Origin of the sequence: Nocardia sp. CA-119907, assembly GCF_050955995.1 — a bacterium.
Classification (GTDB): Bacteria; Actinomycetota; Actinomycetes; order Mycobacteriales; family Mycobacteriaceae; genus Nocardia.
This window is the reverse complement of record NZ_CP192091.1, coordinates 8,721,663-8,741,538: the sequence shown is the minus strand read 5'-3', so window position 1 is coordinate 8,741,538 and position 19,876 is coordinate 8,721,663. Positions and strand designations below refer to the sequence as shown.

Sequence of the window (19,876 nt, the reverse complement as noted above, 5' to 3'; positions counted from 1 at the left end):
TCAGTAGATCCTCTCGTCCGGGAGTCATCGACGTCGAACCCATGAACACGTGGGGTATCGACGACTGACGCATACCGAATTGAGGTAGTTCCGATGAAGCAAAAGAATTACGCCGGCCGCGTCCGGCCCTTGGTCGCCCGTATCGCCATCACGTCCGCGCTGGTCCTGGCCCCGATCGCGGCTGTCGCCGGTCCGGCCCTCGCCGAACCGGCCCAGTCCCCGGCCATCGTCCAGGTGGATCAGGCCGAAGACATCCACGGGCACCACGGTTACGGCGGCTGGGGCCATGGTGGTTGGGACCGCGGTGGTTGGGGCGGCGGCTGGGGCCTCGGCGGCTGGGGCAACCGCATCTGGCCCGGCTATCCGGGCTACTGGCCCGGCTACCCAGGCATCTGGCCCGGCTACTTCCCCATGCCCTCAACCGGCAGCGCCTTCTGACCCGGCCGTTTCCGAATCGCGCTGACGGCGAAAGCTCTTCGGCGCGAAGCGCTTCCACATGAGTAAGCCCGGCACAGCGGCCGGGCTTATTTCACGCTCATCCCGCGACCCGCACCGGCGAAGTAGACCAACGAAGCCCGGCGTTGGGCCGGGCTTCTTCAGGGGCGAGTGTCAGAGGGCGATGCGGTCCTTTTCGGGGAGGAAGAGTTTGTCGCCGTCCTTGACGGTGAAGGTGTTGTAGAACTGGGCGATATTGCGGACGATTTGGTTGCAGCGGAATTCATTGGGGGCGTGCACGTCCTGGAGCAGGCTGATGGTGGATTCCTCGGTCTGCTTTTCCCGCCAGCTGCGGGCGTAGGAGAGGAACATCTGCTGGTAGTCGGGTTCGATGCCCTCGCGCTTGGCGGCGATGCGGTACGCCTCGACGGCGATTTGCAGGCCGCGCAGGTCGGCGAGGTTTTCGCCGACGGTGAGCGCGCCGTCGACGTGATATTTGGAATCGAGACCCTCGGGTACCAGCACATCGAATTGCTCGATCAGCTGTTTGGTTTTGGCCTCGAACGCGGCCAGGTCCTCGGGGGTCCACCAGTCACTGCGGTTGCCGTCGGCATCGTATTTGCGGCCCTGATCGTCGAAGCCGTGGCCGATCTCGTGGCCGATAGTGGCGCCGACCGCGCCGTAGTTCACCGCGGTGGTGGCGTCCTTATCGAAGAACGGCGGCTGCAGATAGGCGGCCGGGAAGGTGATCTGGTTGCTGGTCGGGGAGTAGTAGGCGTTGACGGTCTGCGGTGACATACCCCATTCGGATTTGTCGACCGGGGTGCCGAGCCGATTGAACGCCTTCTTGGATTCGAAAGCGCTTACCGCACGTAGCGATTCGATCAATTTGCCCCTGGTGATCTTCAGCGCGGAGTAGTCATCCCACTTGTCCGGATAGCCGATTCTGGCCTCGATCTTGTCGAGCTTGACGATCGATGCATCCCTGGTCGGCTGCGACATCCAGGACGAATGGGTGAAGTTCTCCCGATAGGCGGCCATGAGGTCGGCCACCATCTGCTCGGCCCGATCCTTGGCGGCGGGCGGAAAGTGCTTGTCGACATACAGTTTGCCGAGCTGGTCGCCGAGATTCTCATTGACGATGCCGACGCCGGACTTCCAGACTTCCGGTCGCTCCTCGAGCCCGTTGAGCACCTTGCCGACGAAGTCGAAGCGGGCGTCGCGGATCGCCTTGGGCAGGAAGCGGGCATACTCCGCGACCACATTGACGCGCAGGTACTCCCGCCACAGCGCGATATCGGTATCGCCCCACAGCTGCGCCGCCGCGGTCACGAACGAGGGCTGCGCGACCACGAGCTTGTCGAACAGCGAGCGCGGTCGATCGGTATTGCCCGTCATCCACGGATCCCAATCGAATTGCGGTCCGAGCGCGACCAATTCCTGCCAGCTCATCAGGTTGTAGGTGGCGTCGGTATTGCGATTGCGCACGCTGTCCCAATGCGCCGCCGCGATCTTGGTCTCCAGATCGACCATGCGCTGCGCGATGCCCGCTGGATCGGCGAAACCCGCGCCCTGGGACATCTTCTCCAGGTATGTCTTGTAGCCCGCGAGCTGTTTGGCGTATTCCGGCTTGCGGTAGTACTGCTCGCTGAGCCCGATTCCCGATTGGCTGATTGTCGGTATATAGGCGTTGGAGTTCTTGCGATCGATGCCGATACCGATGCCGATCAGCCCGGAGATCGGCAGCTCGGCCATCACCTTGGCCAGATCCGGTTTGGTCGCCGCGCCGTCGATCTTGGCGAACAGATCGGCCAGCGGCGTCATGCCGAGCGTTTCGAAGGCGGCCTCGTCCAGCCGCGCGTCGTAGAGATCGCGAATCTGCTGTGCCTCCGAACCCGCCTTCGGATCCTCGAGGCCCTCGATGATCTCGTGCAGCTGATCCAGCGTCCGATCGCTGGCGTCGCTGATCGCGCCGACCGCGGCCTTATCCGGCGGCAGCTGGTATTCGCGCAGCCATTGGCCGTTGACATGCCGGTACAGATCGTCCTGCGGCCGGATCGTCGGGTCCGCGCCGCCCATATCGACCCCGGTGAGCTGCACCGAACGCGCATCCTTCGAGCAGGAGACCAGGGCGACGGCGGCGGGCACCACCCCGAGCGCCACGAGGAAGGCACGACGGTCCAGCTGGCCGGGACGACCGGTTGATGTCACGAAGATTCCTCTCCCGATGCGGTCCGCCGCATCCTCGTCATGCGCGATAGTGCTGGCCCGAGGCTACCTGCCCCGGGCCATGCCAGCCCGTCGTATCAGAGCGAGACGCGCTGGTCCGGGGGCAGGAACAGCTTGTCAGTCGGTTGCACGCCGAACGTGGTGTAGAACTCGTCGATATTGCGTACCACCTGATTGGTGCGAAACTCATTGGGTGCGTGCACGTCCATGGCGAGTCGCAATTCCTGCTGCTGCACGGTCGCCTTGTTCCGCCAGATCCGTGCCCAGGACAGGAACATGGTCCGGTGGTCGGGATTATTCTTCCCGTCGCGTTTGTCCGCGATCCCCAAAGCGGCCAGGGCGATGCCGAGACCGCGCAGATCGGCGAGATTCTCCCCGACCGTGAGGGCGCCGTCGACGTGCTTGCTCGGATCCAGGCCCGCGGGGACCAGTACGTTGTACTGCTCGATCAGCTGTTTGGTTTTGATGTCGAAGGCGGCGCGATCCTCGGGCGTCCACCAGTCGCGCAGATTGCCGTCGCCGTCATAGCGCGATCCCTGGTCGTCGAATCCGTGTCCGATCTCGTGTCCGATGACCGCCCCGATCGCGCCGTAATTGACCGCGGCCTCGGCGTCCTTATCGAAGAACGGCGGCTGCAGAATGGCGGCGGGAAAGGAGATCGAGTTGGCGCTCGGGTCGTACATGGCATTCACCAGCTGCGGCGGCATAACCCATTCGAACTTGTCGACCGGGGTGCCGAGTCTTGCGAAATGGCGCTCGGTCTCGAATTGGCGTGCGGCACGGACGGATTCGATCACTTTGCCGCGGGTAATGGTCAACCCGGAGTAGTCGATCCAGGTATCCGGATAGCCGATCTTCGTGACGATCTTATCGAGTTTGGCGATGGCGGCCTGCTTGGTCGGCGGCGACATCCAGGTGGACTCGGTGAAATCGGCCCGGTAGGCCGCTTTCAGGTCGGCGACCATCGCCAGCGCGCGCTCCTTGGCCGCGGGCGGAAAGTGTTTGCCCACATAGAGTTTCCCGAGCACCTGGCTGAGATTCGCATTGACGGTGGCGATGGCGTCCTTCCACGGCTCCTGGCGTTCGCGCAGCCCCTGCAATGTCTTGCCGACGAAATCGAATTCGGCATCGGCGATGGCCTTGGGTAGCAGCGATGCGAACCGCTTGACCAGCGCCAGGCGCAGATACTCGCGCCAGGCCGCGATATCGACCTCGGCCCAGAGCTGTCCGGCCGCCGTCACGAACGACGGCTGCCCGACCACCACCGTGTCGAATAGCGAGCGCGGCCGGTCGGTGGTACCCGCGAGCCACGGTTCCCAGTCGAATTGTGGTGCGAGCGCGGTCAATTGGGGCCAGTCGAGCGGGTTGTAGGTGGCATCGGGATCGCGCAGCCGCACGTCGTCCCAGTAACCGGCCGCGATCCTGGTCTCCAGGTCGAATACGCGCTGGGCGGTGCCGGCGGGATCGGCGAAGCCCGCACCGGCGGCGACGCGCTCCAGATAGGTCCGATAGGCCGCACGCTGCTCGGCGTATGCGGGCTTGCGGTAGTACTGCTCACCCAAATTGGGATCGATACCGGACTGGGAGACGGTGGCGACGTATCGACCGGAATTCTTGGGATCCACCCCGACGTCCAATCCGATCAGCCCGCCGATCGGCAGCCCGCCCATCACCCGTGCGAGATCCGCCTTGTTCGCCGCGCCATCGATCGCGGTGAACAGATCGGCCAGCGGGGTGAGGCCGAGCCGCTCGATCTCGACCGAATCGAGTCGCGCGTCGTAGAGATCGCGGATCTGCTGTTCCGCTGACCCGGCCTTCGGATCGCGGATGCCCTCCACGATCTCCCGCAGTTGCAGTTCGACGCGATCGCTGACCTCGTCGAAGGTGCTGTAGGACGGCTTATCCGGGGGCAGCTGATAGTCGCGCAGCCAGCTGCCGTTGACGTGGCGGAACAGATCGTCCTGCGGCCGGATCCCCTGGTCTTCGCCCCGCATATCGACCCCCGTGAGCCGCACCGGCTGATCCCGCGAGCAGGAGACCAGTGCGGTGGCCGGAATCACGCCGAGTGCGATCAGGAAGGTGCGACGACCGAGCCGGGCGGAACGCGCGGACGAACTCAAGAGAACCTCTCTTCCAGCGGTGATGTGGAATGTGCACAGTTCTACTGACGATCTTGCTTTTCCCGAGGGTAGTAACGTCGCAGGTCGCGAGCACTGATCGGCGCGGTTTCACAGCGGAAGTTCAGCCTCCGTTGATGGGCCCTGATTTGGGATCGACCTGGGCATTCGCCTACACTGATCCGGTTGCCTGCGGGAGCTGTGCCCGCAATCCGGCCGCGAACCCCCAGAGGTTGGGTCATCGAGATCCAGATAACCGCTGGCAGGCGCGCGTTCGGGTGGTGACACGACCATGCCCGTCGGGTCGGCAATCCGGCGTGCGTATACATCCAGGTCAAGGAGGCTGAAGTGATTCAGCAGGAGTCGCGACTGCGCGTCGCCGACAACACGGGTGCGAAGGAAATCCTCTGCATCCGCGTTCTCGGTGGTTCGTCGCGTCGCTATGCCGGTATCGGTGACATCATCGTCGCCACCGTCAAGGACGCCGTCCCCGGCGGCAATGTCAAGAAGGGCGAGGTCGTCAAGGCCGTCGTCGTGCGCACCGTCAAGGAGCGTCGTCGCCCGGACGGTTCGTACATCAAGTTCGATGAGAACGCGGCCGTGCTGATCAAGGCGGACAACGACCCGCGTGGCACTCGTATCTTCGGCCCGGTCGGCCGCGAACTGCGCGAGAAGAAGTTCATGAAGATCGTTTCGCTGGCCCCGGAGGTGCTCTGACATGAAGGTGCACAAGGGCGACACCGTGCTCGTCATCTCGGGTAAGGACAAGGGCGCCAAGGGCAAGGTCATCCAGGCCTACCCGAAGGAGAACCGGGTCCTGGTCGAGGGCGTGAACCGGATCAAGAAGCACGTCGCGAACTCCGCCAACCAGCGCGGCGCCTCCTCGGGCGGCATCGTGACCCAGGAAGCCCCCATCCACGTGTCCAACGTGATGGTCGTCGACTCCGACGGCAAGCCGACCCGTATCGGCTACCGGACCGACGAGGAGAGCGGCAAGCGGGTCCGGATCTCCCGTAAGAACGGGAAGGACATCTGATATGACCACCTCTGAGCAGACCCAGCCGCGCCTGAAGGCCCGCTACCGGGCCGAGATCAAGGACGCGCTGAACAACGAGTTCAACTACGCCAACGTGATGCAGATCCCGGGCGTGGTCAAGGTCGTCGTGAACATGGGTGTCGGTGACGCCGCGCGCGACGCCAAGCTCATCAACGGCGCGGTCAAGGATCTGGAGCTGATCACCGGTCAGAAGCCCGAGATCCGCAAGGCCACCAAGTCGATCGCGCAGTTCAAGCTGCGTGAGGGCATGCCGATCGGCGCGAAGGTCACCCTGCGCGGCGACCGCATGTGGGAGTTCCTGGACCGCCTGGTCTCCATCGCGCTGCCCCGTATCCGCGACTTCCGCGGCCTGTCGCCGAAGCAGTTCGACGGCAACGGCAACTACACGTTCGGCCTCAGCGAGCAGTCGATGTTCCACGAGATCGACGTGGACTCCATCGACCGCCCGCGCGGTATGGACATCACGGTGGTGACCACCGCGACCAATAACGAAGAAGGCCGTGCCCTGCTCAAGCACCTCGGCTTCCCGTTCAAGGAGAACTGAGCACATGGCTAAGAAAGCACTGGTCAACAAGGCCAACAGCAAGCCGAAGTTCGCCGTTCGCGCCTACACCCGCTGCCAGCGCTGCGGCCGCCCGCACGCGGTGTACCGCAAGTTCGGCCTCTGCCGCGTGTGCCTGCGCGAAATGGCGCACCGCGGTGAGCTTCCGGGTGTGCACAAGAGCTCCTGGTGAGCTCGCGCTCTCTTTGAGCGCACCCGCACAAAACTGAGCAAGGGCACGGCCTCCTCCGAGGTCGTGCCCTTGCGCGTTTCAGTTGCGTTGGGGGAGTTCAGAATTCGAGTTCGGACCAGGGGATGTGGATCGGGAGTGCTCCGGCTGTTCGGACATACGTGCGCGGGCACAGCGCTTCAGCCCGCTGGTGACTGCGAACGTGAAAGCCTGGTGCTCGGCAGGCTCGGGGCTATCGCATAGCTTCGAGTTCGGGGCACGGCGTTTCGTGCGGTGAGTCGGTGTGCGAGGTGTGCGGAAGGTTTGCGTGACGGGGCAGATCGTCGGGGGCGGCGCGTCGGCGTTACTGCGGTTGGGGCATGGCGGTGGCGATTTCGCGGCGGGAGCGGAGGTCGAGTTTTGCCAGGATGTTCGAGACGTGGGATTGAATTGTGCGGCGGGACAAGAACATTTGGGCTGCGATGTCGGTGTTGGACAGGCCCTCGGCGGCCTGCACGGCGACTTTGCGTTCGGTGTCGGTGAGGGCTGCCCAGCCGGATTTGGGGCGGTTGCGGGGGCCGCGGACGCCGCGGCGGATTCCGTAGGGGCGCACGCGTGCCAGCGCGCGGGCGGAATCCCAGGATGCGCCGAGGCCGGAATACAGTTCGATGGCGGTGTCCAATGCGTTGCGGCACTCGGGTCCGCGGCCCGCGACGGCGAGTAGGACGGCGGCGTTTTCCCGCGCCTGCGCCTCGAACAGCGGGCGGCCGGATTGGTGGAAGGCGTGCGCTGCCGCCAGCAGGTCATCGGGATCGGAGTCGGCGAGGCCGCGGCACAGCAGTGCCGTTCCGGTGCGCGACGCGGTCGGCTGCCGGGTGAGGAGTAGATCCGCACTGTCCGCTACCGATCGGGCCGCGTGCGCGTCACCGATTTCCGCGGCCAAGCGCGCGATATCCGGGAAGATGTAATGCAGTGTCGCCGCGGCCAATCCGTCGGCAAGTCGCTGTTGTGCGTCGAGGAGTAGTTCCAACGCCAGCTCAGCGTGACCGCGGGCCTCGTGGGTCAGCGCCTTGACCCACGGATGGAAGTGCGCGTAGCCGATATTGCCCGGTCGATCATCCGGCGCGGGCAGGGCGTCCGGGTCCGGCAGGAAGGTGCCGCGGCGAATTCCGATGAGCGCCGCGACGGTGTGTGCGACCGTCGCATATCCGAGCACATCGGGTGTCTGCATACTCGCTGTGCATTCGGCCAGCGCGTCGTCCCAGCGCCCGCCCACCAGATACATCCGCGCCTTGGCGACCAGGTTCGAAGACAGGTAGACGCCGCGGAATCGGCGGTTGCGCCCGATGGCGGTCTTCAGCACCTCTTCGGCGTCGGTCAGCCGATCGAGTTCGATCAGGCAGTGGGCGTAGAGCGCGTACGGATCGAATTGGTCGGGCCCGGTCCCGTCCTCGAAGAGGGCCGGGATCCGAGCACTCAGGTCCAGCGCCTCGTCGAGCTGGCCCTGGGTATAGCGCACCGCGCCCACCGCCGTCAGTCCGTATCCGGTGGCCAGTGAGTTCCCGGCGCGCTCGCCGAGCGATACGGCCTGCCGACCGGCCTGCTCCGCCGCCGCGAACCGCTCGAGGAAGAAATTGCCGAGTCCGGATATACCCAGAAAACGGGCGGCGTCCTCGACGCCCAATTCCCTGGTCGTGCCCAATTCATTGGCGGACAGCACCTCCTCGGCGACCGCTACCGCATCGGCCAATCGGGCCTGGGCTTGATAGATCTGGGCGAGCAGCCAGCGCAGTTCGGTATCGTCGCCGTCCTCCGGCCCGGTGAGCAGCGCCTCGCGCACCACCGATTCGGCCTCGGCCGCGTTCCCATCCCACAGCAGGGCATGAATTCTCAGCCGGATCAGTACCGAACGCCGTGCCGCATCGAGATCCGGCGCCGTGGTGACCCGGCTCAACAACCGTTTCGCCAGTTCGGGCGCGCGAACGATCAACTTGTCGGCGGCACCGATCAGCCAATCGAGGCTGGCCGCGTTCAACTCGCGGTCGGCGACCGACAGATAGTAGGCAACCCGTTCGATCGGCGCATCGGTCGACTGGAGCGCCTGTCCGGCCTGCTGGAGCAGTTCCGACCGCAGTGACGCGGGCAGTCGATTGGCCAGTGCATCGCGGATCAGATCGTGCCGAAACACCAGTTCGGAGTTCACCCGGATGAGCAGCCCGCCATCCAGTGCCTCGGTGACGGCGCTCCAGACATCCAGAATCGGGATCTGCAATACCACCGCGAGGTCCGCGACATCGATGGTCGGACCGAGGGCCGCGGCCATCGGCAGCACATCGCGTGTCGGACGGGACAGGAAGTCCAGCCGCTGCGTAATCGCCTCGGCCAATGACGCGGACGTGTTCGCGCCGACAGCGCCCGCGGGATCGGCGGTGTCGGCGACCACCCTGATCGCCCCGTCGCGCTTCAGGGCGGCCACCAATTCCGAGACATGCAGCGGATTTCCACCGGCCTCGGCCACCTTCGCCAACAATCGTGATCCTGGTTCGGCGCCGACCAGCTGACGCACCAGTTTCGCGGCGTCGGTCGCCGGCAGGGCGCCGAGCCGCAGCACCGGGGCCCGCCGTGCGACAAGTTCGGCCGACAGCGCGGCGAGGGCCGGATCGCGCGGCAGTGGCCGGGCCGCGAGCACCAGCAGCAGCGGCAGTTCGTCGACGAGGGCGCACAGCCGGTGCAGCAGCGTCAGGCTCGAGCGATCTGCCCAGTGCACATCGTCCATGACCAGGGCGACCGGGCCCGCGGCGCACCAGGTGTCGATCTGGTCCAGAATCGCCTCGGCGATGGTGAGTTCATGGGTCGCGGCCACATCGCCCACGCGATCTCCGCTGCGCAGCGCATCGATCGGGGATGTCGGGCCCGCGTCGTCGAGCCAGGAGCACACCCCGGCGAACGGCACGCCCTGCCGCAATTCCTCGGCGGCGCCGACACGGATGTGCAGGCCCGCGGCCGCGAACGGGTTTCGCATCGCTTCCAGCAGTGCCGATTTGCCGATCCCCGGCTCACCCTCCACCAGCACGGCGCACCCGTGTCCGGTGGCCGCACGCCGTCCGAGTGCCGCCAGACTCGCCACTTCGACATCGCGACCGACGAGTGTGGTCGCGAAGGAATCCTGCACGCGGGTGAGTGTAAGCGGCGAACCCCGGATTTTGTCCTGGTAGCGACCTTGCCTACACTAGAGCGGTTGCTCGGGCACCTCTGTGCCCGCATGTCCTGGATACAACGACTGTGTCGATGTGTGGGCGGCCCGGGCACCGAGAGCTCTGATGAGAACTCAATCCGGTCGGCAAGCGTCGACCGGACCGCCGAATTGCTATAGGCCCACGGCTGGCGTGCGCGTGCGTACGCCGGTGTTGCATGGGAACCGTAGCGAGAAAGGTGTCAAGGTCGAACCATGACCATGACTGATCCGATCGCAGACTTCCTGACACGTCTGCGCAACGCCAACTCGGCGTACCACGATCAGGTGAAGGCTCCGCACTCGAAGCTCAAGGCGAATATCGCCGAGATCCTCAAGCGCGAGGGTTACATCGCCGACTACCGGACCGAGGACGCGACCGTGGGCAAGACCCTCGTCGTCGACCTCAAGTACGGCCCCAGCCGTGAGCGCAGCCTGCAGGGCCTGCGCCGCGTCTCGAAGCCGGGTCTGCGTGTGTACGCGAAGTCCACCAACCTGCCCAAGGTCCTGGGCGGCCTCGGCGTGGCCATCATCTCCACGTCGACCGGTCTGCTCACCGATCGTCAGGCGGCCAAAGCTGGCGTGGGCGGCGAAGTCCTCGCCTACGTCTGGTAAGGGGAGGTAGGACACATGTCGCGTATTGGTAAGAAGCCCATCGCCATTCCTGCCGGTGTCGAGGTCGCCATCGACGGCCAGAACGTGTCGGTGAAGGGTCCCAAGGGCACCCTGACCCACGTTGTCGCCGAGCCGATCACCGTCACCAAGGGTGAGGACGGCCAGCTCGAGGTCGCCCGTCCGGACGACCAGCGCCAGAACCGCTCGCTGCACGGCCTGACCCGTACCCTGGTCTCGAACATGATCGAGGGCGTGACCAAGGGTTACGAGAAGAAGATGGAAATCTTCGGCGTCGGTTACCGTGTCGCTGCCAAGGGCTCGAACCTGGAGTTCGCCCTCGGCTACTCGCACCCGGTGCCGATCGAGGCCCCGGAGGGCATCACCTTCGCGGTGGAATCGCCCACCAAGTTCTCCGTGTCCGGTATCGACAAGCAGAAGGTCGGCCAGATCTCCGCTGTCATCCACGGACTGCGCAAGCCCGACCCGTACAAGGGCAAGGGCATCCGCTACGCCGGTGAGGTCGTTCGCCGCAAGGTCGGAAAGACGGGTAAGTGATCATGGCGCAAACCGAAAACCAGAAGGCCAAGCGCATTCCGCGTGGCAAGGACGTGTCGACGACGCGTCGCCTGTCGAAGGCCCGCCGTCACTTCCGCCTGCGCAAGAAGGTCGTCGGCACCACCGAGCGTCCGCGCCTGGTGGTCAACCGCTCCTCGCGGCACCTGCACGCACAGCTCATCGACGATTCGGTCGGCAAGACCATTGCCGCCGCGTCCTCGATCGAGGCCGATGTGCGCGCACTGGACGGCGACAAGTCGGCCAAGGGCAAGAAGGTCGGCGAACTGCTGGCCGAGCGCGCCAAGGCCGCGGGCATCGAGGCCGTCGTATTCGACCGTGGTGGCCACGACTACCACGGCCGCATCGCGGCGCTGGCCGATGCCGCTCGCGAAGGTGGGTTGAAGTTCTGATGACTGCAAACATTTACGGAAGGAACGTCTGATGCCGGGACGTCAGAGGCGTGACGGCGGCAGCGGACCCGCCGGACAGCAGAATGGTGCCGCTGGTGGCGGCGACAGCCGCGACGGCCGCGGCGGTGGCCGGGATCGTCGCGGCGGCGGTGACCGTCGTGACCAGCAGACCGACAAGAACCAGCTCGAGCGCGTAGTCGCGATCAACCGCGTCTCCAAGGTCGTGAAGGGTGGTCGTCGCTTCAGCTTCACCGCCCTGGTGATCGTCGGTGACGGCAACGGTCTGGTCGGCGTCGGCTACGGCAAGGCCAAGGAAGTTCCCGCGGCCATCCAGAAGGGTGTCGAGGAGGCTCGCAAGGGCTTCTTCCGCGTCCCGATGATCGGCTCGACCATCACCCACCCGGTGCAGGGTGAGGCGGCGGCCGGTGTGGTCATGCTGCGTCCGGCCTCGCCCGGTACCGGTGTGATCGCCGGTGGTGCGGCGCGCGCGGTGCTGGAATGCGCCGGTATCCATGACATTCTGGCGAAGTCGCTGGGCAGCGACAACGCCATCAACGTCGTGCACGCGACGGTTGCGGCGCTCAAGCAGCTGCAGCGTCCGGAAGAGGTCGCGGCCCGTCGTGGTCTGCCGCTCGAGGACGTCGCCCCCGCGGGCATGCTGCGCGCACGCGCTCAGGCAGTCGGAGGTGCCAGGTAAATGGCAGATCTCAAGGTGACCCAGATCAAGTCTTCGATCGGCGCCAAGCAGAATCAGCGGGAAAGCCTGCGCACGCTCGGCCTGCGCAAGATCCGCCAGACCGTGGTTCGTGAGGACAACCCGCAGAACCGCGGCCTGATCAACGTCGTGCGCCACCTCGTAACAGTTGAGGAGGTCTGACATGACCATCAAGTTGCACCACCTGCGTCCGGCTCCCGGCGCCAAGACCGAGAAGACCCGCGTGGGTCGCGGTGAGGGCTCCAAGGGCAAGACCGCGGGCCGCGGTACCAAGGGCACCAAGGCTCGCAAGAATGTTCCCGCCGCCTTCGAGGGTGGGCAGATGCCGATTCACATGCGGCTGCCCAAGCTCAAGGGCTTCACGAACCCGTTCCGCACGGAATACCAGGTCGTGAACGTCGGCTCGATCGCCAAGCTGTTCCCCGAGGGCGGCGAGGTCGGCAAGGCGGAGCTCGTTGCCGCCGGTGCGGTTCGCAAGAACCAGCTGGTGAAGGTTCTCGGCGATGGCGAGATCGGCGTCGCGGTCCAGGTGACCGTCGACAAGGTGACCGGCGCCGCCAAGGAGAAGATCACCGCGGCCGGTGGCACTGTCACCGAGCTGGGCTGACGGTACTCTGCAGATAGTGGCACCGGACGAGTGGAGAGCTCGTCCGGTGCCACTGTTAGAGTTCAATTGTTGTCTGCCAAGCCTCGTCATGGGTTTTCTACATCCGTGGCATGACCATGTCGTTCGCCAGGAGGATCTGTGCTTTCCGCCTTCGTATCGGCCTTCCGGACTCCGGACTTACGGCGGAAGATTCTCTTCACGCTGGGGTTGATCGCGCTGTACCGCTTGGGTGCGTCGCTGCCGTCCCCTGGCGTCGATTACAAGAGCGTGCAGGAATGCATCGACCTGGTCTCCGGCGGTGAATCCGCAGGTATCTATCAGCTGATCAACCTGTTCTCCGGTGGTGCGCTGCTGCAGTTGTCGGTCTTCGCGATCGGCATCATGCCCTACATCACCGCGAGCATCATCATCCAGCTGCTCACCGTCGTTATCCCACGCTTCGAAGAACTGCGTAAAGAAGGCCAGTCCGGCCAGAACAAGATGACGCAGTACACCAGGTACCTCTCGATCGCACTGGCGATCCTGCAGGCCACCGGACTGGTCGCGCTCGCGGCTCGCGGACAACTGCTGCAGGGCTGCCAGAAGGACATCCTGGCCGATACCAGCATCTTCGGCATGATCATCATCGTGCTCGTGATGACCGCCGGCGCCGCACTGGTCATGTGGTTCGGCGAGCAGATCACCGAGCGCGGTATCGGCAACGGCATGTCGCTGCTGATCTTCGCCGGTATCGCCGCGCGCATCCCGACCGAGGGCAACAACATTCTGCAGAACCGCGGCGGACTGGTCTTCGGTCTGGTCTGCGTCGCCGCGTTTGCCATCGTCAGCGGGGTCATCTTCGTCGAGCAGGGCCAGCGCCGGATCCCGGTGCAATACGCCAAGCGCGTGGTCGGCCGCAAGATGTACGGCGGATCCTCGACCTACCTGCCGCTGAAGGTCAACCAGGCCGGTGTTATCCCGGTGATCTTCGCGTCGTCGCTGCTGTATCTGCCGAACCTGGTCGCGCAGCTGACATCCTCGAAGAACAACCCCAACCCGAGTTGGTGGCAAGAGACCATCCAGAAATACCTGGTAAACCCGGGGAACCCGGTATATATCGCGATCTACTTCGGTCTGATCGTGTTCTTCACCTACTTCTATGTCGCGATCACCTTCAACCCGGAGGAACGCGCCGACGAGATGAAGAAGTTCGGCGGCTTCATTCCGGGGTACCGCCCAGGTAAGCCGACTGCCGACTACCTCAATTTTGTATTGAGCCGCATCACTCTGCCCGGCTCGATCTACCTCGGTCTGGTGGCCGTCCTGCCGAATCTGTTCCTCGATATCGGCGCGTCCGGTGGCACCCAGAACCTTCCGTTCGGTGGCACCTCGGTGCTGATCATGGTGAGTGTCGGCTTGGACACCGTGAAGCAGATCGAAAGCCAGCTGATGAATCGAAATTACGAAGGGTTCCTCAAGTGAGACTTGTACTGCTCGGACCGCCGGGTGCCGGAAAAGGTACTCAGGCCGATCTCCTGTCGGACAAGCTGGGTGTCCCGCACATCTCCACCGGGGACCTGTTCCGCACCAATATCTCCGCCCAGACCCCGCTGGGGCGTGAGGCGCAGAAGTACATCAACGCTGGCGATCTCGTGCCGAGCGATGTGACGAACCGCATGGTCGAGGCCCGGGTCGCTGAGCCGGATGCCGCGAACGGCTTTGTGTTGGACGGCTACCCGCGCACGGTCGACCAGGCCGACGCGCTGGAGAAGATCCTCTCGGATATGGACAAGAAGCTCGACGCGGTGCTGTGCTTCGTCGTGCCCGAGGACACCGTGGTCTCCCGGATGATGGCGCGCGGTCGCGCCGACGACAACGAGGACGTGATCCGCAACCGGTTGCGGGTGTACCGCGAGGAGACCGAGCCGCTGCTGGAGCACTACGACGGTCTGGTCGTCTCGGTCGACGGTGTCGGCGAGATCGACGAGGTCAATGCCCGCGCCTTGCGCGCCCTTGGGCACTGAATGCTGCCCCCTGCGGAGCACATGATGCCGCTCGGAATGGAGCACTGAGGCCGGATGGTCTTCAACCGCAAGAAGAAGGTTGTGCCGTTCCGCACGGCAGGTGAACTGGATGCCATGGCGGCGGCGGGCGCGGTCGTCGGCCGCGCGCTCGTCGCGGTGCGTGCGGCCGCCAAGCCCGGGGTCTCCACCCTGGAACTGGACGAGGTCGCCGAGCAGGTGATCCGGGATGCGGGCGCCGTGCCGTCCTTCAAGGGCTACCACGGCTTTCCCGGTTCGATCTGCGCATCGGTGAACGACCGTGTGGTGCACGGGATTCCGACCGCCGCGGAGATTCTGGCCGAGGGCGATCTGGTTTCGATCGACTGCGGCGCGATTCTCGAAGGCTGGCACGGTGATTCGGCCTGGACCTTCGGCGTCGGCGAGATCATCGAGGCCGATCAGCTGCTCAGCGAGGCCACCAAGATGTCGATGGAGGCCGGTATCGCGGCGATGCTGCCCGGCAATCGGCTGACCGACGTCTCGCATGCCATCGAAATGGGTACGCGCGCGGCCGAGAAGCAGCACGGCCGGTCCTATGGGATCGTCGACGGCTACGGCGGGCACGCCATCGGCCGGGAGATGCATATGGATCCGTTCCTGGCCAACGAGGGTGCACCGGGCAAGGGCCCGAAACTCGTGGTCGGATCGGTACTCGCGATCGAGCCGATGCTGACCTTGGGCACCACACAGACCAAGGTGCTCGACGACGACTGGACCGTGGTGACGCTCGACGGCAGTCGCGCCGCCCACTGGGAACATTCGGTCGCGGTCACTGAGGACGGTCCGCGAATTCTCACGCTGCGTCCGGAGTAGGTGCGGTCCGGACATTGCTCCGGGACCGGATCTTTCGATGCCGAACGTGGGATGGCATCGGATAATGCGTTGGGCCAGAACGGTGTTGGTGCCGGACGTTGGTCGGCATAGGGCGTTGCTCGGCGCTGGTCCCCGTTGGTGCTGAGCATTGGTCGGTACGGACCGTTACGCGGTGCTGGCTGTGGTCGGCGGAGGATGTTCCTCGGTGCCGGACGTTGGTCGGCATAGGACGTTGCTCGGCGCTGGTCCCCGTTGGTGCTGAGCATTGGTCGGTACGGACCGTTACGCGGTGCTGGCTGTGGTCGGCGGAGGATGTTCCTCGGTGCCGGACGTTGGTCGGTGCCGGACGTTGGTCGGCGCGGGATGATGCTCGGTGCCGGGCACTGGTGGACGGGACATTGCTCAGTGCCAGACGATGGTCGCTACGGGACGATGCTCGGTGCCCGGACGTTGGTCGACCAGGGATCTTGGCTTGGCGTCCGATGTTGCTCGGCGCTGTGCCTCGTTGCTGCCGGACGTTGGTTGGCACGGGACGTTGCTCGGTGCCGGACGTTGGTTGGCACGGGACGTTGCTCGGTGCCGGACGTTGGTCGGCGGGAATCCTTGCTCGATCCCGGACGTTGGTCGGTACCGAGCCATTCTCGGTACCGAACATTGCTTTGCCGGATTCTCCTTGGTGCCGTACATATCTCGGCACCTGTGGTTCAGCGCATACATTCGTGCTGAACCCCTACGGCACTGCACATTCGGGGGAGCGCCTTACATTGGGCAGCACCATTCCTTCGGCGTCACCGTGCGCCACCCCTGACGAGTGATCACCATGCACTCATGCAGGTGAACGTCGAGAGCGCACCTGCATGCGCGCATTCTCGGCTGATGGGAGGGCTGGGGAGGGCGCGAGGTTGGTGGGGCTTTGGCCAGTCTGGGGTGGTTGGGGGCTTGTAGGGTTGTGTCGGACACGGGTTGGGGGTTGAAAAGTCGTTTGGGTGAATGGCTTTCGGTTTCGTAGGTTTCGGAGTGCTGTGGGTGTTAGGGTTCAGGTGTTGGGCGGGGTCGGTCACGGTATTCGGGTCCGGGGGGTGACGCTGCGCGGCGAGGAGTCGAGCCGCACCGACGCCTGTGGGGCGTGAACGTTCGGGGACAATGGCTTCGGACACAATGCGTCCGCTGCTGGTCCTGACGTTACCCAGCTTGTGCTGGATCGGTGACGTCGTTCCTTGCACCCGCGCCCGTGCGTGCAGCCGCACCTGGGGGGTCGTGTAGGGGATCGACCGCTACCACAGTGGTGGTGATTTCCCTCCGATTCGTTCTGAACTTCAACGTTGAAAGAAGCGTATGTCCGGGGGAGGGGTGGTAACCCGAGTAGATAGCTACTCGAATTCCCTTGTGGGATCGCGTAGTTCTGCGGCGAACTGCGGTCGGCCGGTTGGCCCGGTCGGCTGGTCGGCCGCCTCTCCGCACAGCTCAGAGCCGGTGCGGCGGGATGTGCGGGGTAGCGCGTAGGTAGCGGCTTCCGCTAGACGACTTGGTCCCGCGGCGGTGTGGGTATCGACCGGATCGCGTAAGTGATCGAACCCGCGTCGGCTGAACGGTGGATTCACAAGACCCTCGAGCATGCGGCGGCTCGGGGGTATCGGCGGCCGGATCGTGTAGGTGATCGAGAGCTCTCGGCCGAGTGGTGCGCTCTACTCGGTCTTGCTGTGGCGATGGCATGTTGGTGGCTGGATCGTGTGGGTGATCGAGGGCTGTTGGTCGGGTGGTGGGTTCTGCTCAATCTTGTTGTGGCGATGGCATATCGACGCGGCGGATTGCTCGGATTACCTCGGTTCGGAGGGGGTAGTCGAATTCGCCCTGGGCGGTTTCGGGTTGGCTGCGCAGGTAAGTCGTTATTCGATCGAGCAGTTCGGCACGCTGGTGTGCCGGTATCATCGCTGTGCGCGAGTGCGTTCCGATGGTTGCGGTGAGGGATTCGGCGGTGCGTCGATGAGTGTGGGCGAACTCGGACCCTTCGAAGTCGGTGAACAATGGGTGCGACGGCAATTTGTCATCCGAGTCTGTCGATGGAAAGGGCGCGTTCGAGTGCACAACGTGTTGTAGCCCGGCGACCCATTCGACGCGGCCGTCGTCCTTATTCCAGAATGCGGCGAATACGCCGTCCGCGCGCAGCACCCGTGCGATCTCCGGGAAGGCTCGCGCCTGGTCGAACCAGTGGAAGGCCTGCCCGGCCACGACCGCGTCGACCGAGCCGTCGGGCAGCGGAATCGTCTCTGCTGCACCGGAAAGCGCCGTCACCTCGGGGAACCGTGCGATCAGTTCCGCGCGCATCGCATCGTCGGGTTCCACGGCTATGACCTCGGCGCCGATGGCCAGTAGCCCCTCGGTGAGTTTGCCGGTGCCGGCGCCCAGATCGAGTACGACGGGTGCCTTATCGCCGATCGGTGCCAACGCCCAGCGAATGCCCGCTGCCGGATAGTCCGGCCGATGCTCCGCATAGACGGCGGCCTGCGCACCGAACGAGTTCGCCCGCTGCGCCCAAAGTTCGCCCTGGTCCATTGCCTGGTCAGTCGAATCCCGTGGTCCTGGCACGCGGATGACGGTACCGCGCAAACGCGCGCCGGTGCAGCGGATCTATCGTTGGTGGGCTTCTTTGGGGCCGATCGGGAACATGATCGGGCTCAGTAGGTACTGCGAACGACCAGGTGCCGCTGCATTTTTCAGTCGGGGCGCGATGGCGGCGCGCATATCGGCGATCAGGCCGAGGAGTTCGTCGTGGTCGAGCCAGAGCGCGTGCTGGCGGTAGCCGACGAGATCCGCTGCCGGATCGACATTTTCGCGGTCGAGGTAGGCGTTGAACTCGGCGAGCAAGGTGGCCATCGCGGCGGCGAAGATCCGGCGATGGTCCTCGGGCACGGCAGATGCGGCCTGATCGGCATCGATCACCGCACGTTCGCGGCGCAGCTGATAGCGGCGTTCCACCGCGCCACGCACGCGCTGCTCCTCGACGACCTCGAGAATGCCGCCGGAGGCGAGCAATTCGACGTGGCGGTACACCGTGGCCTTCGAGACGTCCGGCATCCGGGCGCACAGCTGCGTGGTCGTCAGGGTTTGCCCGCCCGACATGGCGTGCACGATCCGCAGCCGCACTGGATGTGCCAGCAGCTCCAAGGAGTCCATGGCCATTATTTTCTCATCTGTGATACCGTTCTCAAAGTTGAGAATGATTGACCTTCCCGGGGAGGACAGCATGGAACGAACCGAGTCGGCGCAGGCGAGCGGTAGTGACGTGGAAGCACCTTGGCGGCAGCCGGATTATGTGGACCCGGCCGCATTCGATGAGCGGGAGGTCACCGTCGGTTCCGGCGAGTTCGCTGTGCCGGGCACGCTGAGCATGCCGCGCGGCGATGGTCCGTATCCGGCGGTGGTACTGCTCGCCGGTGGTGGGCCGTTCGATCGCGAGGGCACTGTCGGGCCCAACCGGATCTACCGGGATATCGCCTGGGGCTTGGCCAGTCGCGGCATGGCGGTACTGCGCTTCGACAAGGTGACCTTGGTGCATGCCGAGAAGGTCGCGGCGACACCGGAATTCACAATGCGTGACGAATATGTGCCACATGCTCTGGCGGGCATCGAAATGCTCTGTGCGGCCACGTCTGTCGATGCCGAGCGAGTCTTCGTGGTCGGACACAGCATGGGTGGCAAAGTGGCACCGCTGGTGGCGGCGGGCGCGCCCGCCCTGGCGGGTATGGTGTTGCTCGCCGCTGATACGCAGCCCATGCAGTGGGCTATGGTGCGGGTGCTGCGCTACCTCGCGGACGTAGATCCGGCGTACGTCGCCGCGTTTCCGCCGATCGAGACCATCATCGAACAGGCGAAACTGGTTGATGGTGAGGAACTCTCACCAATCACACCCGCGGCGGAACTACCCTTCGGGATGAGCGCCGCCTTTTGGCTGGACCTGCGGGCCTACGATCCGGTGGCGGTCGCGGCGACGCTGGACAAACCCATGCTGATCCTGCAGGGCGAGCGTGACTATCAGACCACAGTGGCCGACGATCTGATCGGATGGCGGACGGGTCTCGCCGATCGGCCGGATGTGACGATCCGCATCTATCCCGCCGACGACCATCTGTTCTTCCCGGGTACCGGTCCGTCCGAGCCCGCGGATTACCAGCGGTCGCAGCATGTGGATGCCGAAGTCGTCGCGGATATTGCCGCTTGGGTGAAGTCGATCTTGGTGGGGTCCAACGGATGAACCCGAGCCTAAGCTTCGGTTAAGACGCTCGGATCGGCTCGGATCGGTGACCTAGACTCGGGATTTGCCCTGTGTCCGAGGTGAGGA

The 19,876-nt window shown here is 64.8% G+C and carries 20 protein-coding genes; 15 read left to right on the top strand and 5 right to left on the bottom strand.

The window, feature by feature from the left end; genetic code table 11:
* Nucleotides 1-93 precede the first annotated feature (93 nt).
* Nucleotides 94-438 carry a hypothetical protein gene (locus ACQP2D_RS39380; RefSeq protein WP_433680974.1) on the top strand — a complete coding sequence of 115 codons (345 nt, stop codon included), beginning with the start codon at nucleotides 94-96 and terminating at the stop codon, nucleotides 436-438.
* A 171-nt stretch (nucleotides 439-609) separates the two neighbouring features.
* On the opposite strand, the gene ACQP2D_RS39375 is transcribed toward ACQP2D_RS39380, so the two are convergent.
* Nucleotides 610-2,646, bottom strand: coding sequence for a M13 family metallopeptidase (locus ACQP2D_RS39375; RefSeq protein ID WP_433680973.1), 2,037 nt, complete (start codon nucleotides 2,644-2,646; stop codon nucleotides 610-612).
* Between the two features lie 95 nt (nucleotides 2,647-2,741).
* Nucleotides 2,742-4,784: a M13 family metallopeptidase gene (locus ACQP2D_RS39370; protein ID WP_433680972.1), complete on the bottom strand. Its 2,043-nt coding sequence runs from the start codon at nucleotides 4,782-4,784 to the stop codon at nucleotides 2,742-2,744.
* A 345-nt stretch (nucleotides 4,785-5,129) separates the two neighbouring features.
* On the opposite strand from ACQP2D_RS39370, the gene rplN reads away from it, so the two are divergent.
* The 4 genes from rplN to ACQP2D_RS39350 are packed head-to-tail and all read left to right on the top strand — an operon-like array spanning nucleotide 5,130 to nucleotide 6,572.
* A complete protein-coding gene (gene rplN, locus ACQP2D_RS39365; RefSeq protein WP_040686591.1) occupies nucleotides 5,130-5,498 on the top strand; it encodes a 50S ribosomal protein L14 in 369 nt (122 codons plus the stop codon).
* Between the two features lies 1 nt (nucleotide 5,499).
* Complete coding sequence (gene rplX / locus ACQP2D_RS39360) at nucleotides 5,500-5,817, top strand: 50S ribosomal protein L24 (RefSeq protein ID WP_355183835.1); 318 nt, start codon at nucleotides 5,500-5,502, stop codon at nucleotides 5,815-5,817.
* Between the two features lies 1 nt (nucleotide 5,818).
* Complete coding sequence (rplE, locus tag ACQP2D_RS39355) at nucleotides 5,819-6,382, top strand: 50S ribosomal protein L5 (protein WP_433680971.1); 564 nt, start codon at nucleotides 5,819-5,821, stop codon at nucleotides 6,380-6,382.
* 4 nt (nucleotides 6,383-6,386) lie between these two features.
* Nucleotides 6,387-6,572 carry a type Z 30S ribosomal protein S14 gene (locus ACQP2D_RS39350; RefSeq protein ID WP_062983162.1) on the top strand — a complete coding sequence of 62 codons (186 nt, stop codon included), beginning with the start codon at nucleotides 6,387-6,389 and terminating at the stop codon, nucleotides 6,570-6,572.
* 340 nt (nucleotides 6,573-6,912) lie between these two features.
* On the opposite strand, the gene ACQP2D_RS39345 is transcribed toward ACQP2D_RS39350, so the two are convergent.
* Nucleotides 6,913-9,720 (bottom strand): helix-turn-helix transcriptional regulator, encoded by a 2,808-nt coding sequence (locus ACQP2D_RS39345; protein ID WP_433680970.1) that lies wholly within the window; start codon nucleotides 9,718-9,720, stop codon nucleotides 6,913-6,915.
* Nucleotides 9,721-9,996: 276 nt separating this feature from the next.
* Here ACQP2D_RS39345 and rpsH point away from each other — a divergent pair, with 276 nt between their 5' ends.
* The 9 genes from rpsH (at nucleotide 9,997) to map (ending at nucleotide 15,537) form a co-directional block, all read left to right on the top strand.
* Nucleotides 9,997-10,395, top strand: a complete 399-nt coding sequence (gene rpsH / locus ACQP2D_RS39340; RefSeq protein ID WP_433680969.1) for a 30S ribosomal protein S8 — start codon at nucleotides 9,997-9,999, stop codon at nucleotides 10,393-10,395.
* A gap of 15 nt (nucleotides 10,396-10,410) precedes the next feature.
* A complete protein-coding gene (gene rplF, locus ACQP2D_RS39335) occupies nucleotides 10,411-10,950 on the top strand; it encodes a 50S ribosomal protein L6 (protein WP_433680968.1) in 540 nt (179 codons plus the stop codon).
* 2 nt (nucleotides 10,951-10,952) lie between these two features.
* Complete coding sequence (gene rplR, locus ACQP2D_RS39330; RefSeq protein ID WP_354952713.1) at nucleotides 10,953-11,360, top strand: 50S ribosomal protein L18; 408 nt, start codon at nucleotides 10,953-10,955, stop codon at nucleotides 11,358-11,360.
* 31 nt (nucleotides 11,361-11,391) lie between these two features.
* The gene (gene rpsE, locus ACQP2D_RS39325) at nucleotides 11,392-12,057 is read left to right on the top strand and encodes a 30S ribosomal protein S5 (RefSeq protein ID WP_433680967.1); all 666 of its coding nucleotides are present in this window, start codon (nucleotides 11,392-11,394) and stop codon (nucleotides 12,055-12,057) included.
* Complete coding sequence (rpmD, locus tag ACQP2D_RS39320; protein ID WP_433680966.1) at nucleotides 12,058-12,237, top strand: 50S ribosomal protein L30; 180 nt, start codon at nucleotides 12,058-12,060, stop codon at nucleotides 12,235-12,237.
* A gap of 1 nt (nucleotide 12,238) precedes the next feature.
* On the top strand, nucleotides 12,239-12,682 hold the full coding sequence (gene rplO, locus ACQP2D_RS39315; protein ID WP_433680965.1) for a 50S ribosomal protein L15: 444 nt from the start codon (nucleotides 12,239-12,241) through the stop codon (nucleotides 12,680-12,682).
* 138 nt (nucleotides 12,683-12,820) lie between these two features.
* Nucleotides 12,821-14,143, top strand: a complete 1,323-nt coding sequence (secY, locus tag ACQP2D_RS39310) for a preprotein translocase subunit SecY (RefSeq protein WP_433680964.1) — start codon at nucleotides 12,821-12,823, stop codon at nucleotides 14,141-14,143.
* Nucleotides 14,140-14,685, top strand: a complete 546-nt coding sequence (locus ACQP2D_RS39305; RefSeq protein ID WP_433680963.1) for an adenylate kinase — start codon at nucleotides 14,140-14,142, stop codon at nucleotides 14,683-14,685. The genes secY and ACQP2D_RS39305 overlap by 4 nt, the downstream gene beginning before the upstream one ends.
* A gap of 54 nt (nucleotides 14,686-14,739) precedes the next feature.
* Nucleotides 14,740-15,537, top strand: coding sequence for a type I methionyl aminopeptidase (map, locus tag ACQP2D_RS39300; protein WP_433680962.1), 798 nt, complete (start codon nucleotides 14,740-14,742; stop codon nucleotides 15,535-15,537).
* A 1,770-nt stretch (nucleotides 15,538-17,307) separates the two neighbouring features.
* Here the strand turns inward: map and ACQP2D_RS39295 are convergent.
* The gene (locus tag ACQP2D_RS39295; RefSeq protein ID WP_433680961.1) at nucleotides 17,308-18,123 is read right to left on the bottom strand and encodes a class I SAM-dependent methyltransferase; all 816 of its coding nucleotides are present in this window, start codon (nucleotides 18,121-18,123) and stop codon (nucleotides 17,308-17,310) included.
* Between the two features lie 42 nt (nucleotides 18,124-18,165).
* On the bottom strand, nucleotides 18,166-18,711 hold the full coding sequence (locus ACQP2D_RS39290) for a helix-turn-helix domain-containing protein (RefSeq protein ID WP_433680960.1): 546 nt from the start codon (nucleotides 18,709-18,711) through the stop codon (nucleotides 18,166-18,168).
* Between the two features lie 70 nt (nucleotides 18,712-18,781).
* Between ACQP2D_RS39290 and ACQP2D_RS39285 the strand changes: the two genes are divergently transcribed.
* On the top strand, nucleotides 18,782-19,789 hold the full coding sequence (locus ACQP2D_RS39285; RefSeq protein ID WP_433680959.1) for an alpha/beta hydrolase family protein: 1,008 nt from the start codon (nucleotides 18,782-18,784) through the stop codon (nucleotides 19,787-19,789).
* The last annotated feature ends 87 nt before the right edge of the window (nucleotides 19,790-19,876 follow it).

What these genes read in the sequence shown, in the direction of transcription:
- ACQP2D_RS39285 (WP_433680959.1), top strand. Translation starts at nt 18,782, where the DNA reads ATGGAACGAACCGAGTCGGCGCAGGCGAGCGGTAGTGACGTGGAAGCA.
- rplX (WP_355183835.1), top strand. Translation starts at nt 5,500, where the DNA reads ATGAAGGTGCACAAGGGCGACACCGTGCTCGTCATCTCGGGTAAGGAC.
- ACQP2D_RS39350 (WP_062983162.1), top strand. Translation starts at nt 6,387, where the DNA reads ATGGCTAAGAAAGCACTGGTCAACAAGGCCAACAGCAAGCCGAAGTTC.
- map (WP_433680962.1), top strand. Translation starts at nt 14,740, where the DNA reads ATGGTCTTCAACCGCAAGAAGAAGGTTGTGCCGTTCCGCACGGCAGGT.
- rpmD (WP_433680966.1), top strand. Translation starts at nt 12,058, where the DNA reads ATGGCAGATCTCAAGGTGACCCAGATCAAGTCTTCGATCGGCGCCAAG.
- ACQP2D_RS39290 (WP_433680960.1), bottom strand. Translation starts at nt 18,711, where the DNA reads ATGGACTCCTTGGAGCTGCTGGCACATCCAGTGCGGCTGCGGATCGTG.
- rplO (WP_433680965.1), top strand. Translation starts at nt 12,239, where the DNA reads ATGACCATCAAGTTGCACCACCTGCGTCCGGCTCCCGGCGCCAAGACC.
- rplE (WP_433680971.1), top strand. Translation starts at nt 5,819, where the DNA reads ATGACCACCTCTGAGCAGACCCAGCCGCGCCTGAAGGCCCGCTACCGG.
- rplF (WP_433680968.1), top strand. Translation starts at nt 10,411, where the DNA reads ATGTCGCGTATTGGTAAGAAGCCCATCGCCATTCCTGCCGGTGTCGAG.
- rpsE (WP_433680967.1), top strand. Translation starts at nt 11,392, where the DNA reads ATGCCGGGACGTCAGAGGCGTGACGGCGGCAGCGGACCCGCCGGACAG.
- ACQP2D_RS39380 (WP_433680974.1), top strand. Translation starts at nt 94, where the DNA reads ATGAAGCAAAAGAATTACGCCGGCCGCGTCCGGCCCTTGGTCGCCCGT.
- rplR (WP_354952713.1), top strand. Translation starts at nt 10,953, where the DNA reads ATGGCGCAAACCGAAAACCAGAAGGCCAAGCGCATTCCGCGTGGCAAG.
- rpsH (WP_433680969.1), top strand. Translation starts at nt 9,997, where the DNA reads ATGACCATGACTGATCCGATCGCAGACTTCCTGACACGTCTGCGCAAC.